The organism is Paraburkholderia flagellata (assembly GCF_021390645.1).
GTDB classification, from domain to species: Bacteria; Pseudomonadota; Gammaproteobacteria; order Burkholderiales; family Burkholderiaceae; genus Paraburkholderia; species Paraburkholderia flagellata.
This window is the reverse complement of the sequence record NZ_JAJEJT010000004.1, coordinates 1,058,502-1,075,300: the sequence shown is the minus strand read 5'-3', so window position 1 is coordinate 1,075,300 and position 16,799 is coordinate 1,058,502. Positions and strand designations below refer to the sequence as shown.

Annotated in this window: 11 protein-coding genes and 1 pseudogene; 8 read left to right on the top strand and 4 right to left on the bottom strand. The window is 58.6% G+C overall.

Annotation, left to right across the window (positions count from 1 at the left end; translation table 11 throughout):
* The first annotated feature begins 90 nt into the window (after positions 1-90).
* On the top strand, positions 91-975 hold the full coding sequence (locus L0U83_RS35390) for a LysR substrate-binding domain-containing protein (protein ID WP_233888794.1): 885 nt from the start codon (positions 91-93) through the stop codon (positions 973-975).
* A 183-nt stretch (positions 976-1,158) separates the two neighbouring features.
* Here L0U83_RS35390 and L0U83_RS35385 read toward each other — a convergent pair whose 3' ends face one another.
* Positions 1,159-2,133 (bottom strand): alpha/beta fold hydrolase, encoded by a 975-nt coding sequence (locus L0U83_RS35385; RefSeq protein WP_233888793.1) that lies wholly within the window; start codon positions 2,131-2,133, stop codon positions 1,159-1,161.
* A gap of 82 nt (positions 2,134-2,215) precedes the next feature.
* Between L0U83_RS35385 and L0U83_RS35380 the strand changes: the two genes are divergently transcribed.
* The 3 genes from L0U83_RS35380 to L0U83_RS35370 all read left to right on the top strand — a co-directional run bounded on the left by L0U83_RS35380 (position 2,216) and on the right by L0U83_RS35370 (position 5,020).
* The gene (locus L0U83_RS35380) at positions 2,216-2,653 is read left to right on the top strand and encodes an Rrf2 family transcriptional regulator (RefSeq protein ID WP_233888792.1); all 438 of its coding nucleotides are present in this window, start codon (positions 2,216-2,218) and stop codon (positions 2,651-2,653) included.
* A gap of 239 nt (positions 2,654-2,892) precedes the next feature.
* Positions 2,893-4,332 (top strand): IS1182 family transposase, encoded by a 1,440-nt coding sequence (locus L0U83_RS35375; RefSeq protein WP_233888791.1) that lies wholly within the window; start codon positions 2,893-2,895, stop codon positions 4,330-4,332.
* Between the two features lie 370 nt (positions 4,333-4,702).
* On the top strand, positions 4,703-5,020 hold the full coding sequence (locus L0U83_RS35370) for a hypothetical protein (RefSeq protein WP_233888790.1): 318 nt from the start codon (positions 4,703-4,705) through the stop codon (positions 5,018-5,020).
* Between the two features lie 547 nt (positions 5,021-5,567).
* Here the strand turns inward: L0U83_RS35370 and L0U83_RS35365 are convergent.
* Positions 5,568-7,748, bottom strand: a complete 2,181-nt coding sequence (locus tag L0U83_RS35365) for a sensor domain-containing diguanylate cyclase (RefSeq protein WP_233888789.1) — start codon at positions 7,746-7,748, stop codon at positions 5,568-5,570.
* 1,057 nt (positions 7,749-8,805) lie between these two features.
* Between L0U83_RS35365 and L0U83_RS35360 the strand changes: the two genes are divergently transcribed.
* Complete coding sequence (locus tag L0U83_RS35360; protein WP_233888788.1) at positions 8,806-9,375, top strand: hypothetical protein; 570 nt, start codon at positions 8,806-8,808, stop codon at positions 9,373-9,375.
* Between the two features lie 650 nt (positions 9,376-10,025).
* Here the strand turns inward: L0U83_RS35360 and L0U83_RS35355 are convergent.
* Positions 10,026-10,832: a hypothetical protein gene (locus L0U83_RS35355; protein ID WP_233888787.1), complete on the bottom strand. Its 807-nt coding sequence runs from the start codon at positions 10,830-10,832 to the stop codon at positions 10,026-10,028.
* Positions 10,833-11,941: 1,109 nt separating this feature from the next.
* Here L0U83_RS35355 and L0U83_RS35350 point away from each other — a divergent pair.
* Positions 11,942-13,162 carry a hypothetical protein gene (locus L0U83_RS35350; RefSeq protein WP_233888785.1) on the top strand — a complete coding sequence of 407 codons (1,221 nt, stop codon included), beginning with the start codon at positions 11,942-11,944 and terminating at the stop codon, positions 13,160-13,162.
* A gap of 545 nt (positions 13,163-13,707) precedes the next feature.
* Here L0U83_RS35350 and L0U83_RS35345 read toward each other — a convergent pair.
* Entirely contained in the window at positions 13,708-14,535 is an 828-nt protein-coding gene (locus L0U83_RS35345; protein ID WP_233888784.1) for an SDR family oxidoreductase, read from the bottom strand.
* 100 nt (positions 14,536-14,635) lie between these two features.
* Here L0U83_RS35345 and L0U83_RS35340 point away from each other — a divergent pair.
* Together L0U83_RS35340 and L0U83_RS35335 are read left to right on the top strand one after the other, a co-directional pair.
* Positions 14,636-15,549, top strand: a pseudogene (locus L0U83_RS35340) (LysR family transcriptional regulator).
* A 367-nt stretch (positions 15,550-15,916) separates the two neighbouring features.
* Positions 15,917-16,792 (top strand): tyrosine-type recombinase/integrase, encoded by an 876-nt coding sequence (locus L0U83_RS35335; protein ID WP_233888783.1) that lies wholly within the window; start codon positions 15,917-15,919, stop codon positions 16,790-16,792.
* The last annotated feature ends 7 nt before the right edge of the window (positions 16,793-16,799 follow it).

The following is a 16,799-nucleotide window of genomic DNA, read 5'->3' as shown; positions in this document are numbered from 1 at the left end:
GGGGCTATGATTGCGGGCAAATGAACCGGTGAAAAGCGAAGAATCTTGCTGGAAGTATCGAAATTTCTAATACCTTGCATGCACTGAACGATGCGTAGACTTCCCCCGTTACAGGCGCTGCTCGCTTTCGACGCCGCGGCGCGGCTCGGCAGCTTCACGCGCGCCGCGCAGGAACTGGCGTTGACGCAGTCCGCGATCAGCCATCAGATCCAGCAACTCGAAGAATGGACAGGCCAGGCGCTCTTTCGCCGTATCGGGCGCGGCGTCGCATTGACGGCGGCTGGCACGCTCTACGCGCAGACGGTTACGGTGGCGCTCACGACGCTTGCGGACGGTCGCGACCGCATCGAGCCATATGGCAATCCCGATTCGGCCATCGTGTTCTGTCCGCCGCAGTTCGTTGCGGGCTGGTTGATGCCGCGTATGAAGGCGTTCTCGGCGGCGCTGCCGGACATCGAGCTATGGCTCCTGACCGCAGAAGAGGTCACGGAAATCGATCGCGTGGATGTGGACCTGGTCGTGTCGACCAAACAGCTTCGCTCGCCAGAGGTGATCTGCGAGCCGTTGATTTGCGAGCAGTCGTTGGCGATCTGCGGCCCGCTGACCGCGCGGCGGCTGTCGAAAGCGCCGTTTCCGGACGTGCTCACGCAAGCGCCATTGCTGGTTCACGAAGCGTTCCCAGACTGGGCCCCCTGGCTGCCCGATCTGCGGCGTGCAGGTTTGCGCACGCGCCGCGCGATGACGATCGACGATCCGCGCTTTCTCGTCGCGGCTGCGGAGCAAGAGGCAGGCATTGCGATGGTGTCGGAGCTGTTTGCGCACGACGCGCTGCGCGCCGGCCGCGTGGAAGTATTGGCGCAGGTGCCGAAGTTCGAGCTCCCGCAACTCTGGCTGATGCGTTCTGCGCAGCCCGCACGCTCCGCCGCGGTCGATGCCGTGCATGAGTGGATCACACGCACTGCACAGAGTTGTTGATGGACTTCCCCTTAACTGCGTGAAGGGCCAGTCAATCGTCAGGCTGCGTCGCTTGTCGAACGGCCGGGAATTGCCGGCTGCTGCCCAACGCGGACGCCCGCAATCGACCCTTCTCCGACATACCGTTCTGCGGGCGGAATGGCCGCTAACCGTAGTTGAACCGTCAGATCGCGCCCGTGTACATCAAAGACCGCGGAGAAACTCAATCAATGCCGCGTTGACGAAATCCGGCGCCTCCTGTTGCAGCCAATGTCCTGCACGCGGAACGACCCGAGAAGCCGACAGCCTGGGCACGATCTGGGGCATGCCGTCGATAATTTCGTGCATGCCTGGCATTGCCAGACCTGTGTCTCGCTCGCCGACAAGGTACAGGGCGGGAACCTCGACGAGCAGGCCCTCCAAAGCCGATTGCACTTCCCAATTGCGATCGAGGTTGCGGTAGTAATTCAATCCACCGCGAAAGCCAGAAATGCTGAATGCTTGCACAAACTTGTCGAGGTCGGTGGGTTCGAGCCACGCGGGCAACACAGGTGGATCAATCAGAGAGTCAAGGAGTCCACCACTCCGCGGCACGAGTCCGAATGGATTGGGCGTATTTGCGTCGCGGGCTCCGACGTCGCCTGATGCGGAAAAATAGATCTTGCGCAATGTCGTGGCAACGTCACGCTCAAGTTCGGTTTCGGCCAACCCAGGTTCGGAAAAGTAATGCGTATAGAACCTCGTTTGGTCGGTCTGCGGAAAAAGCCGGCTCGGCGTCATCGGCGCGCGGCCCATCATTGGCACCCCGAGCGCAACGACAGCGCGAAAGCGGTCAGGCCGAAGCAACGCGGCCTGCCAGGCAATGGTTGCACCCCAATCGTTTCCTACAACAACTGCGTCGCGTTCTCCGAGAATGTCAACGAGCGCCACCAGGTCCCCGACAACGTCTAACGTCGTGTACTGTCCGATTGCCGTTGGGCATTCGCTTGATCCGTAGCCACGCAGATCCGGTGCTATTGCGCGGAAGCCGGCGCGCGCAAGTGCCGCCAGTTGATGGCGCCAAGCATGCGAGGTCTCAGGAAAGCCGTGACAAAGGAGCACCAACGGGCCGTCGCCCTGTTCAGCGACATGCAGGCGAATTCCGTTTGCTTCAATAAAGGTTTGACGGTATGCGGTCATGGTTGCTCTGGCAGAGAGGTATGCACACAAGGATCCCGAGATAGCGTAACATCAAAAGTTGCGCATTACCAAGCTTCCGAATATGCAACGCGATACCAGACTGGCTCGACTTCTGCACATCCTCATCCACATGCATCTTCGAGGAGGCGCGACCACCTCAGAGACGATTGCGCTGATGCTGCATACGAACCCCGTCTTTGTCCGCCGAACGATGGCTGCGCTACGCGAATCGGGGTATGTAAAGTCGACTGGTGGTCCAGGCGGAGGCTGGGCGCTCGCCTGTGACCTCAACGATCTTACGGTGAGAGATGTCTACCAGGCCATTGGACATACCGCGCCGTTTGTGATCGGCCTAGCCGACGACAATCACACATGTCCCGTGGAGGCGGCGGTAAATCGCCACATCAATGAGGCGTTGGGTTCAGCGGAAAATACGTTGCTTCAATTGCTTGGTGACAAGCGACTCTCCGAGATCGCGCACGACGTGACGTCGTCAAAGTCGCGCAAAACGAGTAGGTAATCTCGCGGAGCAACGGAATGGGTGGCAATGGAGGCAAGCATCAAGCACCTGGCCGATAGCGATTTGCGGCATGAACGTGCGTCAGCTTCCAGCCCGCAAGCGGCCGTCGGTTTGCGTGCCGTCAATGCCTCTTGTTGGCCGATCCCTGTCTCACGCGGTCGGCAGTAAACGACCCAGCTTGTGTGAAAACGCATGCTGATCGCCTAAACTGAAGCAACGCATTCAGATCGGGCGGCCACATGAAGCGATTCGTTGAAGGCGAAGACCGTAAACAGGCTGTCCTGCTGCCCGAGTATCTCGAAGACTATGTCTCCGAGGACAATCCGGTGCGCGTAGTCGACGTCTTTGTCGATGAGCTTGATCTCCGTGATCTCGGCTTCGACGGAACCGCGCCCGCAGCAACGGGGCGGCCCTCGTATCATCCATCTGTACTGCTGAAGATTTATATCTACGGCTATCTGAATCGCATTCAGTCCAGTCGGCGTCTGGAGCGTGAGACTCAACGCAATATTGAGCTTATGTGGCTAACGGGCCGCCTTTCGCCGGACTTCAAGACCATCGCCGACTTCCGCCGCAGCAACGGCAAGGCAATTCGCAATGTCTGCAGCCAGTTCATCGTGCTATGCCGTAACCTGGATCTCTTCTCAAAGTCGATAGTGGCCATCGACGGCAGCAAGTTCAAAGCCGTCAACAATCGCGATCGCAACTTTACGAGCGCGAAGGTCAAGGCGCGCGTGCAGCAGATCGATGAAAGCATCGCCCGATATCTTTCCGCGATGGAGACTGCAGACCGGACTCAATCCGATGTTGTCGAGGCGAAGACGAGTCGGATCAGCGACAAGATCAGCAAGCTTAGGCAGCAGATGCAGGACCTCAAGGCGATGGAGCAGCGATTGCGCGAGTCGCCAGATGGACAGGTTTCCCTGACCGATCCAGACGCGCGCTCAATGGCTACCAGCGGTCGGGGAACGGGAATGGTTGGCTATAACGTTCAGACGGCCGTTGATGACACGCATCATCTGATCGTCGCACACGAGGTCACCAACGTTGGCAACGATCGTAGCCAGCTGACGAATATGGCCGGCCAGGCGCGGGCGGCTACCGGCATCAAGGATCTGACTGTCGTTGCCGACAGGGGCTACTTCAAGAGCGAAGAAGTCCTGCAATGTCATGAGGCGGGCATTACGACCTTCGTTCCTAAACCGTTGACTTCGGGCAAGAACGCCGACGGCTATTTCGGCAAGCAGGATTTTATCTACATTGCCAAAGATGACGAGTATCTTTGCCCGGCCCAGCAGCGGCTCAACTGGCGTTTCACAAACATCGAGCATGGTATGACGCTGCATTGCTATTCGAGCTCGGCCTGTTCTACCTGCGCCATCAGAAAACAATGCACATCAGGCAAGCAGGCTCGCCGGACAAAGCGCTGGGAACATGAGGCCGTCGTCGAAGCGATGCAGCAACGGCTCGACCATAAGCCGGAAATGATGCGCGTACGCCGTCAGACCGTCGAGCACCCGTTTGGCACGCTGAAATTCTGGATGGGCGCGGCGCACTTCCTTATGAAAACACGCGAGCATGTCAGCACCGAGATGAGCCTTCATGTCCTCGCATACAACCTCAGGCGCGTCATGGCGATCCTCGGCACGCAGGCGATGATGCAAAAGATGCGAGCCTGAGGATAGGCTCGCACCACGGCGGTCGCTCCGGCGCGCATTACGGCGCCTGGGCACCCCTTCCTCTCACAAAGAGGTCAAAGCGCCAATCACCGTCACACGGGCCAAATTGGGCCGTTGACGCCTGCGGATCATCGCGTGAAATCGTCATTGCGTCCGCGCCGCGTTTTTACACGACCTGGACCCATCACGGCCAATCGCGTCTTGGTGATGCCGGCGTCAGCTATCGCGGCCGAAACCGCCGTTCAAATTGCGACGTGGAGAAAACCAGCGCTTCGAGGCGTTGATCGCTTGGTCAGACCAACCGCGCCCCAGAACTGTCCTTGGTTGCAATGGGGTTACACTCAAAATGCGATGGAAACAGGAGACGGCCATGACGAACTCTGACCCCCAAAGCACGTTTCGAGGGCTACCGCTTACGGCGGAGCAGGACGCGGAAGTGCGGCACTATATCAAGGTCCGCACGCAGCACGGTCTGCCATGGGACACGCCAGAACTGAGCGCGATGCTCAGGGATATGCTGCAGCCGCCCGGTTACGAAATCGGCGATGTCGGCGCGGATGCAGACGAAATGAAATCAGCCGCCGAACGCGCAACGGCGTCGGTCGACGAAGCGATGGACCCCATCGAGGCGGACGAAGAGTGGAATGCGGCGATGGAGTCGGAATGGATGAAAGGGCCCAAGCGATAGAGCCGCGAGCACCACCACTCGTTTCCCTGTAACGCAGCAGGGCAGTCCAATGATCCTCGCAGGTGCCGCGAGTACGATCTTGACACTTGAACGGGCCTCGCGGCCCACGATAGCAGGCCACGAATTCCCTGTTGCGCCACCCAATGCAGCAAACAGCACGGCTAGGCTTTCCCGGGCGACGAAGAACCTCTGCCTGCAATTCATGCCAGCGCTCAAGTTCGCGCTCGGCAGTCTCATGCGCCGCTCGATCAATAAACTGGTCTGACTCGTCCTAGACATGAAGCCGGGCGGTGAGCCGCCGCCTCTACTTCATTTGCAACACCTCTCGCTGCTCGCGCAGCCTGTGTTGCATCGACCGGTTGAATCCGCCACCCACTTCGGTCCTTCGACCCAGTGGGACCTTAGCGGCGGCTTCCAAGTTGTACAACGGCCGTTCGCAAGTTCGTCTAGGTTGGCGATTGCCCGGCCTACGCCTCGGTCAGCCTTGAGCTGCCCACGTGGCATTTACGAGCATTTCATCCGTCCCATGAGAACCCCGTCTCGTGACTCAGATACCATCGGTGGCGATGCGATAGCAGGCGCGCCCGGCCTCCTTCGCCTGATAGAGCGCTTCGTCAGCGCGCTGCTCCAGCGCTTCCGCGGAGGTGGCATGGTGGCATAGCGCGAGGCCGATGCTCAGCGTGACCTCCAGTTCCGTCGTGCCGACCGACACCGGTGGGCGCATCGCGTCGGCGATCTTCTGCGCCACCTGGCGGGCCGTGTCGGTGTCTTCGATGTCATGGCAAAGGACCACGAACTCATCGCCGCCAAGGCGGGCAAGCAGATCGGTCTTGCGGATACTCGCCTTGAGCCGGGCCGCCACTTCGATCAAGGCCATGTCGCCGGCGGCATGGCCATAGGTGTCGTTGATTTGCTTGAAGTGATCGACGTCGATCATCATCAGCAGCAACGGCCCATGCGTGGCAGCGGCATGCTCCACCGCAAGGCTGACCTTTTTCCGGAACGACAGCCGGTTGGCGATGCCGGTGAGCGCATCATGGTGGGCAAGGAAGTCCAGTTGCTGCTCGGCCAGTTTGATCCGCGTGATCTCGGTGGTCAGCGTATAGAAGCCGCTGGAGGTTCCGTCGGCGGTGATCGCCGGCAGGTAAGTGGCCTGGAAGTAGCGAGTCTGCTTGCCCACGCGTACTGCATACTCGAAGGTCGTGGCCGTGCCGCGCAGGGCCAGCTCGATGTGGGGCTTGAGCAAGGCGTACACGACCGGCCCGCGCATCTCCTCGACGGTATGGCCGATGTTCGATGACGCCTCGACGCCGATCACTTCGGACGCAAAGGCGTTGATGAAGGTGTAGCGCTGCTCGGTGTCGACGTGCGCAATCACTGCCGGGACGTTGTCAGTGATCGTGCGCAGGCGCTTCTGGCTGTCAGCCAGCGCCTCTTCAGCCAGCACGCGCTCGGAGATATCGCGGCCGGAGTAGACGATCTCCATTTCGCCGGGATGATCCGGACTGGGTGCGAGCTTGCCCAGGGCTTCGAGCCACTGGTACCCACCCGCTCGATTCCGGACCCGGTAGCGTATGAGCTCTGGCCTGCCGGTTGCCCGCAATCGCGTGAGGGCTGCCAGCACACGCTCCCGATCGTCCGGTTGGATCAGTTCTTCGCCCCGTTGGGCGGCGAACTCTTCAGGTGTCCAACCCAGCATCTCCTTGACCGAGGGCGAGACGTAGCGCCGCGTGCCATCGTTGGCGATGCGTACGATCAGGTCGCCCGCGTAGTCCGCCAGCAGGCGGTAAAGGCTTTCGCTCTCGGCCACCTTTCCAGCGAGCCGTTGCCTGTCGGCAAGTGCCAATGCCAGGGGCACAGTGACCAGACATACCACGCCCAGGAAGATCTGTGCGATCAGGGCGCGCTCCGCGGGATCGGCCGAGGCGATCAGTGTGAAAGTCCCCTTGCCGATGGTCGTGGCCACGTTGGTCACCAGGGTCACCATGGTCACGCCCAGCACCAGGCCCGGGAAGCGGTAGTGGAACACCAGGTACATCAGCGGCGCGAAGACCGCGAACGCCAGCGGATAGCGCGTCTGCGCGAACACGCCGGCGGTGATGGCGGCGAGCAGCAGTACGTCGCGCAGCATGCGGATGCGCGTTCCCGACGCGCCGAGCATGCGGCCGCGCTCGCGAAACGCCACCAGCGTGAGCATGCCCACGATCACCATGCCGAGCAGGTGGGCGCCGAACCACTCCTCCGCCGTGCCGAAGAAAGCGCCGCCGGTAGCCAGTTTCTGAGCGACGCTGGCCAGCAGCGTGGACACGAGACAGCCAGCCAGTGCCGCACCGATGGCCACGCGGCCGAATCGCAGATAGCTGCTCGCCTGCCCGGTGCCGGTCGAAAAGTGTTGGTGGATGATGCAAGTTACGATGAGGATCTCCACCAGGTGCACCGGCACCAGCAGCAGGTGGCTGTTCTGCAACGTGCCGAAAGCGATGTATTGCCCGGCCAGCAAGGCGGCGGCAGTGGCGGTGATCAAGGTGGTCCAGTAACGGCGCGGCACCGACAGCAACACGCCGACCGCGATGCCGTTGGCCGACCACAGCGAGAGCATCGAGCCCCCATGCTGCGCCAGCAACAGCGAGATTGCGTCCGAGGCGAGGATCACCACGAACAGCGCCGCCGCCCCGCCCAGCAGGGCGCTTCGTTCTTGGCTAAACTGGCGTGGTGCGTGCGTGACCATGGATAAACCTGATCTCGTATTAGCGGCCTGCGGTCGAAGAGCCGACCAGACACGTCACGCGGCCCTCAATGGATGAGCTATCCCGACAATCAACGTGTGAACTCTACACGTCCATCGGCTCCTTCGCCCCACGCAGTGCCCCTGTGACGCGATACCTATAGCGGCCGATCCTTCCGGGTGGTCAATACTATCAATCCGCGTACCTTGAGGTGCGGCAGCTATTGGGCTGGTGCGCCACCTTCCAATCGAACAGTCAATATCAGGTGCGTCCAGCAGTCTGCTCATCGAGATGTAACACTTCGGCAAACATCGGTCAGCGCCGCGCCACGCATCCTCCGCATGGCGGTCGAAATAGCGCTTCGGATCGATGCCCTCGAGGAAGCGCGCGAGATTGTCGAAATCGTTCGTGTCGGCCGGCGGAAATCTTTTTCCCCTGTCAGATTCGTCACGGTTCGATCCTCTTCTGTCTTGTTCGCGCTCCGCCTATTCCAGCGGAGCGCGAAGCGATGCATCGTGCGGTTGCGGCGGAAGCAGAGACACATGCCGCCCGAGACCTCGATCGGTCGGGCATGGACCCAATGGTTCGCGTCCGACAGCAGGAACGCAACCATCTGGCCGATATCCGAGGGGAGCCGACGCTCGAATGTCCGTGCGAGTGGGCGGTCGACCGGCTAAAACTGGCCGAAGCAGACCAATCGTTGGATCCTGCTCGATAGCGCCTGTGCGAATTTATGCAGGATGCCTAAGGCGATCCACGGTGGCCTACGGGCACATCGCAACTGCAAACGCTAGTTCCGAGGCACGGCCAGCCATTAAATAACGGGGCTTCCGATGGTCGCATTGCACAGGAGCTGGGAGTTCTCGTACGCTCAACGTGGCGAGTCAGCGTGAAAAGGTTGCGCAGGCCGCGATTCAGGGTGGCCGGTCAACGCATGTCGCCCTTTCGTGATTTACATGTTGGAGAACCTCTTTTCCTTGACTGCATCCGTGCGCGTCATATTGTCCATGGAGAGACCGCGCCAGGGCGGCTAGGGAGACCCACGACGAGGAGACCGTAATGGACATCCAGCTGTTCAAAGATCTGGTCAACGCGATCGGCGGGGCCGGCGAGGAGGTGTTCGAGATTGCTGATGGCATCAAGCATCTCGTGGCAACTGGCGCCGAGGGCTACGATGTAGCACAGGCCAAGGTGATTTACGCCAAGCTGGTCGAAATGAGCGTCGGAGTCAGCTCGCTAAGATTTTCCAAGTCAGCCGCGATGGGGAGTTTTCGCGATTATCTGCGCTATTTGAGGTACTTCGAAGAGCCGCCCGACAGCGATCTCGAGAGGTCGTGGGAGAGGGTGACCAGCGAGGTAGCGCAACTGCTCACGCAGGTGAATTACCTGTTAGAGCGAATTGAGGGCGCGCGGGGCGACTTCGACCGGGAACCGTCGCATGACAAACTTTACGAGCTGCTGACAAAGCGGCAAAAGCTCACGCTGAGCCTCGTCTCCTCGGGCAGGCCCCGCACTCCCCTAGAGTTGGAACTCGTTCAGGAGGCGGCGGATCGCTACGATATCCTGATCGAGCAGCTCGGACGTGCACGCGACGAAATGGACATCTACATCAGGACCTTCAGTGAATAAAGGCATGCGTGCGGCGCATGATCGTTTGCGAACCGCGGCCGTGCCCCAGGCCGTATCAGCGGCACGGCACTTAATGCTGCACGGTCAGGGGGAGATCCGCGCCGCGCCTGAAGCCTTATTCACTGCCACATCCTCAATTAATTGGCCGACAGTCAAAAGGCAGGCTATGGAAGCATGACTTGGTTTGGTCAATGCGACGCCTCGTACGCATTGCGATAACCTGAGCGGCCGGAATTGAATGCGAAGCTGACACTTCAACGTCCGCACGCTGGGAGCGGCCACTGGCCGCTTGTGGCCGAGCCCGGAAGTAGGTGATCGATGATCTGAGTATCGGGGGCGCCGTGACCTTGGCCTTCCGTAGACGACCCTTTACGGACGGTGGCGGTTAGCGAAAGTCGATGACCGTTAACAGTGCATGGCGGCCGCCGAGCAAGCTAAGGCTTCTGAGTTATCCGCTGCGCGACCTGTTGCAACGGAGCCAGATAGCTCAGTTCCAATCGAAAGCTTTACGGGTCGATAGCGCCGAGCGCTTTGCTGAGCGCGCAGAGGAGAAAATCTCACCAAGGCGTGGACATAGTACCTCCAGGCGAACAAGGATCTGGTGCCAAACTCCGGCGCGCCCGGCCGCCCGATTGTCTTTCTGATCCCGGTCATTTTGTCGGATGGGCGATGCATGGAAGTTGGGGATGATTAGCTGCCGCGGCCCCGGTAAGAGCACTAACATATCCCTGCCGGTTGCATTGGAGGGTGTCACCCAAAGCAAAGTCCGGAATGTCATCTGAATACCCTAATACAGCGCCGGCTGGAAGCGCTGCTACCCGTCCGTCAAAAGCCGATTGATGGCTAGGGCCGTCCCACGACTCGACAGGGTAAAGCTGGGGCTCTCTTGCAAAGAGAACTACCTCACCCGGATCGATTTGATAGCTAAGCGGCTCAAAACCATCGCCTATAAATTGAGGAAACGACGTGAGAGCAATAATGAAATCTCCAGTGAAAACTCCCTTCGTGTGAGGTGCCACAAATGCCCCAGACTGGGCGTTGAAGTAGGCGTTCAGACGTGGGTCCGCATTTTGTGGCGAATCCGATCCGCCAATTCCGGAAACTTGCAATTTGCTCAATCTGAAATAGAAAGGCTGAGCGTCCCTCGCCATGTTGTCAATTCCGGTAATCTGGTATATCGCGAATCCACCACCGGTAGTCGTGAAATTCGTGTTGTCTTCATTGGGAATTTGGCGCGCATTAAGTAACTGGCGATAATGAATTACGACAGAGGAATCACGTGTCGGTCCTGAGGTATTGCACGATGCGAGGCCAACAACAGTCGAGAGAAGTACTGTAGCGCGCGCGAATTTGGCAGATGGACCCATGCGCGCAATCGAAAAGAGAAGCCTGCGGATTTGGTGGATCGTCGTGCGGAACCCATCAACCGGTTGCACGCTCAGTGAACGAGTGCTCATATTCGTCCTCGGAAGTTCACGAATATTGCTGGCGCAATTAGAAGGCGTTGCCTTAGAAATCTAGTACATCCCAGCCAGGTGGAAGCAGAACTTGTTCACATAGAAATGTGTGATACCCCACGAAGCTTTGTGGGCCCGTCGATCGCTTTACTAACGCCCAAGTGGTCGCCCGAATGCTCCTTTGAGATGCTGGCAAACGACCATCCCGAAGTATCGACTCCAAGTCCGCTGGACCGGGTAAGCAGCACGCGGCGTTGACTTTGCCAACCGCTCCGAACCATAGTTGCCAAACTTATGTGATGTGCATTGCAAGTCGAACTATGCTTTCAATGCAGACTGCCGCCCGCTTCCGCGAGAACTCTAGTCGCTGCAGGTAGGGGCTAACGATGAAGAAGGAATCCTTCATCTGCACCAGCTTCGGTGCAGTGTTGCTTTTGACGATAAGTGCTCAATCACTGGGCCATCCTCCATTTGACTCGAAGTCTATTTCCAACGGGGAGCCCTACGTTCCGCTTTATTCTGGACCATTTCGTTCAACCTTTCATCTCAGCAACTTTCTACTAACAGAAAGTTAAAAAATCGACTATAAACAACTCATCCAGTGCCTGACGTCGGAATCCTGTTGGAACAGGCGCTAAACTGCGCCGCTACAACTCAACCGTAAGAAATTGTTTTCTAACGTGTCAACTCACAGTTTAAAGGTGCTGTCCGGTATCTGCATGCGCCCATGATGCGGGTTGTCTCTCGGCACCTAACTCGTATCTGTGGTGCATAGGATGCCTTTTTAAGATCGGAATATATGACGCGATCGGTGTAGGTTTGGATGGGAAATGGCCATCGTCAAGTTTAGTTAGCTAGACTAGATACCGTGTAACGCAATAATGACGTTAGGATCGTTGACGCTCCAATGGATTTCTGTGCACGGAAACAATATCGAGAATGCGGTCGAGTTACCTTAACCGATGGCGTTCCGATAGTTGCGAACTAGAAATGTACGCATTTATGACGAATTCAAACGTATTCAAGCACCTTAAACAGCACAGTGAAACACGGCCAGCAGTAGGCGGAGCCGCATACTGGACCTTGCTTACGCATTTGGGGAGGTTGAGATGCCATATGAAAAGGACGTTCAGGAGCGGCAATATTGGTGGTGTCCGAAATGGTACTGGCCGTTTGCTGTCTGCTCAGGGATAAGAACTCAGCATAAGTGGTGCTACAAATTCTCTTGGGTAGTTGCGACCGGCTATTTGGCCGTGACACATTACGAAGGATGCGAAAATGGCCTGTTATATACATGGACTAAGCCTTTCGGCGGGATTGGCACCACCTATTATCCTAATGCCGGCGAAATGTGTTTTGACAGTTCGCTTGGCAGCAATGAGGGGCGTTGTGATGGAAGTCCAACTGGAATGGAAGCCTCTGTCTTATCTTTAAGCGCGCCATATGCTTCTCCCATTCACGAGACCGTGACCGAAATGAGGCCTGAAGTTGTCGAAAGTGGTACTTTCGACTTCACTGGGAACAACAAACGCCTTTGCCAAGAAGGGCTTTGGCCGTGGCAAAGAACCCTTCACGAACAGTCAGTCACAGCAACTGTTATAACCAGATTCGGTAATGTCCAGTGGTACGTCAGCGGAATCGCTTTGTCTTCGAATTCTGGTACGGTCGCGCTTAGTGCATACTGTACTTGGCCTTTCCCGCTCCCAAATGGGCGTAGCGAAAATCGCGTGATAAATATCAAGTACGACATCCAGACGGCAACTGACAGGAGTACTCTGGTGCTGTATAACGACCCAGCTGATGGTGCTTATTCGATTCCGATCGAAATTATCGCGACAGACACTGACACGAATACCGTATATGCATCACGTCTGGCATCAGTCGATTTCTGCGGTGAATCGTGCGACTTCGATGCAGCTCACGAGGCGGACTTGGCGCGCTGTCTTAAAGCATATAGCAACCGATATGTAGAAAAACCGAACCTCGGGATACCATCACCTGAACCGCAGTTTTTGATTAATGATGACCTTTGGAAAGTTGTACCGACGGCGAGAACTGAGATAGTGAACTCACTCTTGGCGATCATGACGGGCACATTTCAACGTGATCCCCAGATCTTTACGGAAGCTTCAATTTTGCTGAGTAACCAAATAAACGTTCCCGATATCGCCCGATTTACATCGATTAAATTTAAAACAGTTTCAGATATCAATAATGGTCCATGGAGAGCAGGCGGCTGCGGCTGCGGCAAACGGCTCATCGGGACAATCGCGCTCCTAGGAATCGGATTGGCAGTAGGATGCCTAGTTAGATCACGGGCGAGATCGTAGTGCGTCGACTGAACCAGAACAAAGCATTGCACGACGCGAGCATAAAAATCTTATTAAAAACCGCGTAAATAGTTTCTCCATCAACAGCGCGGGCGCGGCGATGAGCAACTGTCTGAGCCAATCCGTTTCATCAGAGCAGTAGTTTACTAGGGAAGCACCTCGTGGAAACATTCCCTGGGCCAAGAAACAGTCCTACACGGAAGTAAGTATAAAGCCGATGAAGGAGTGTTCGCCGTCGATAAACTGATGGCCGATTGCGGGGTGGAACCGACACCTGAACGGTCCATCGACAACGCATGTGAACGGCAGTTTGTGGCCGACAGCACCTGCTGAGATCCGACGCCACAAAACTGCCGCTGGCCTCTGCGAGTTCTTCCGATTAGCAAGTTACGGTCGAACTGGCCGAGCGAGTACAGTCGGCCACGTCGGGTCATTTGGCTGTTCGGAATTCCGGTCACTCGCGTGTCGTGTTCGTTCAGGAAGTCGTCGTTGGAAACGTAGTGCATGAATCACGTTCGAGGCGAATTGAATCGCTCACTATTCGACTACACATCTTCCATCACCGACAACGCGATCTTCTTCTGAGCCTCCAGGATCTCAAGCTGCCTCGTCAGCGACGCGTGTATCGATTCGTACGCGGACTTGCCCAGCGCAAGGCGCAACGGTGGGGCCGGACTGTCGATCGTGGCGATCATCGCGTTGACGGTCTTCGCTGCATCCGCAAATTCGAAGTAGCCAGCGTCGAGCGCGCGCCGGATTTCACCGACGGGCGTGGCGTCATACGCGCTCATCGGCTCCGCGCGATCGAGGCCAGTGCCGAAGTTCGTGCGCGTCGGACCGGGTTCCATGATCACGAAGTCAATGCCGAACGGACCGACTTCCTTCGCGACCGCCTCGACGAAGCCCTCGATACCCCACTTGCTCGCGTGATAGACGCTAAAGGCAGGATAGCCAATTCGTCCGCCTTCCGACGACACCTGCACGATGCGCCCACCGCCTTGCTCTCGCAGACGTGGAATGATCGCGCAGATCAACTGGATTGACCCCGTCAGGTTCGTCGCGATTTGCCGTGCGATCTGCGCGTCGCTCAGTTCTTCGGCCGCACCAAAGAGGCCATAGCCCGCATTGCTGACAACGATATCGATGCGCGAAAGCGCCGCAAATGCCTGCGCGACGGCAGCTCTGATGGCATCGACGCTCGTCAGGTCGCATTCGACGACATGCAGACGGCCGCCGTATTGCGCCAGCAGATCGTCCAGTGCACGAGGCTTGCGCAGCGTCGCGACGACGCCGTCACCGCGGGCAAGCAGTTGTTCCGTTAGTCCACGACCCAGGCCGCTTGAAGCGCCCGTTATCAGCCAGTTCTTCGTCATGCCCACTCTCCGTTGGAAGGATTGAGAGTTCATGCTAGAACGGTATGATTCGTTGGAGAAGTACCGCTAATCCGCATCATATGTTGAAGGGAATTCACCAATGAGCAAAGCGACTCTCGCTGATCTGCGCGCTTTCATGATCGTCGCCGCGCGGCGTAGCTTCGTGCAGGCCGCGGGCGAACTGGGCGTGTCGCGCTCGGCGCTGAGCCATGCGATGCGCGGGCTCGAAAGCGATCTGGATGCGCGCCTGCTGAACCGGACCACCCGCAGCGTGTCGCTGACGGAGGCGGGCGAGCGACTGCTCGCGCGTCTGCGCCCTGTGCTAAGCGATCTCGATCATGCGCTCGACGACGTCGCGCGCGACGACAAGGCGCTTCGCGGCACGCTTCGGATCAATGGCAGCGACGGAGCGATCCGGCAATTGCTGCAGACCGTCGTTCCGCGCTTTCTGGCGAGGTATCCGCAGATGGAACTGGACCTTGTCTCGGAAGGGCGGTTCGTCGATATCGTCGCCGGAGGCTTCGATGCGGGTGTGAGGCTCGGCGAGGCTGTACACAAGGACATGATTGCGGTGCGCGTCAGTGAAGATTTGCGCTTTCTTGCCGTGGCGTCGCCGCGTTACCTGCGCAAGCATGGGCGGCCTTCCGTGCCGGAGGAGTTGCAGACGCATCGCTGCATCCGGCAACGTCTACCGAGCGGCAAACGCTATCGCTGGGAGTTTGCGCGTCACGGGCAGGAGTTCACGATCGATCCGCCCGGCATACTCACCCTCGACAGCAATACGCTGATGCTCGAAGCAGCGCTGGACGGACTCGGCATTCATACGTGCCGGAGCCTTATGCGCGTGACGCGCTGGCACGCAAGCGGCTCGTCGCGGTGCTGAGTGACTGGTGTCCGGTCATTCCCGGTCTTTTCCTCTATTTTCCCGGCAACCGGCACATTCCTGCGGGGTTGCGGGCGTTTATCGACTTGTTGAGGGAGTTTCCTGATAGCAAGTCAAACGTGTCGAGGTAATTCCAGCAAACCCTCGCTTCGCAGTGCTTTTGAAGCAACCTTGGGCCACGCCTGGGCTCGGTCGGTTACTCCATCCCGGAAGCTGCCCTACAGGTCAAGTTGGCTCGACGGGCTGCAACGGTTCGTAAGTGCGTTCAGCTTAAGTGAGACGGTCACTCATGGTCGCCGCTATGCGAACGTCAGGACAGGTACATGTAGTTGCCTCACCAACGCGGACGCTCGAATGACGGCTCCAGCCGACAGGACTAAACCGCTCGCGCGGTATGGGGCTCCGTCCCGCCTCTGGCGGCGAATGAGAGGTCAGTGGCGCCGGTGCTTATGTTGGTGACTGAGGCAATCCGCCTCGTTCTCCAGCAGGAGCCCCATCATGACCTCCTCCGATCCGGGCGTCAGCCCGCTGCGCCGGCGCATGGTTGAAGACATGCGCATGCGCAAGTTCGCACCCAAGACCCAGTCCGGGTATCTGCGCGCCGTACGCCAGTTCGCCAGGTTTCTCGGACGCTCACCCGATACCGCCACCGTCGAGGACCTGCGGGACTACCAGCTGCATCTTGTCGATCACGGTACCTCGCCGGTGTCGCTCAATGCGGCGATCAGCGCACTGAAGTTCTTCTTCGACGTTACGCTCGGCCAGCCTGAGCTGATGGCCCGGATGCATCCGGTTCGTGTGCCCCGCAACCTCCCGGTGGTACTCAGCCCCGAAGAGGTGCGGCGGCTCATCGCAGCTGCCGGTAACCTGAAGCACCAGACCGCGCTGTCGGTCGCCTATGGCGCCGGATTGCGCGCGAGCGAGGTGGTCGCGCTGAAGGTCAGCGACATTGACAGCCAGCGCATGACGCTGCGCATCGAGCAGGGCAAGGGCCGCAAGGACCGCTACGCGATGCTCTCACCGGTCCTGCTCGAACGCCTGCGGCTCTGGTGGCGCGTCGCCCGCACCCAGGGCAGCATGCTCGACGGCGGGTGGCTGTTTCCCGGGGTGGATCCCGTCGACCCGCTCAGCACGCGGCAGCTGAATCGCGCCGTTCACGCCGCCGCCGAGGCCGCGCAGATCGACAAGCGCGTCACCCCGCACACCCTGCGTCACAGTTTCGCGACGCACCTGCTCGAACAGAAGGTCGACATCCGTGTGATCCAGGTCCTGCTGGGTCACCAGCAGCTCGAGACCACTGCGCTTTACGTGCAGGTCGCCACCGATCTCCTGCGCGAGGTCATCAGTCCACTGGAGCGTCTGCCCTCCGAGTAACGTGGCG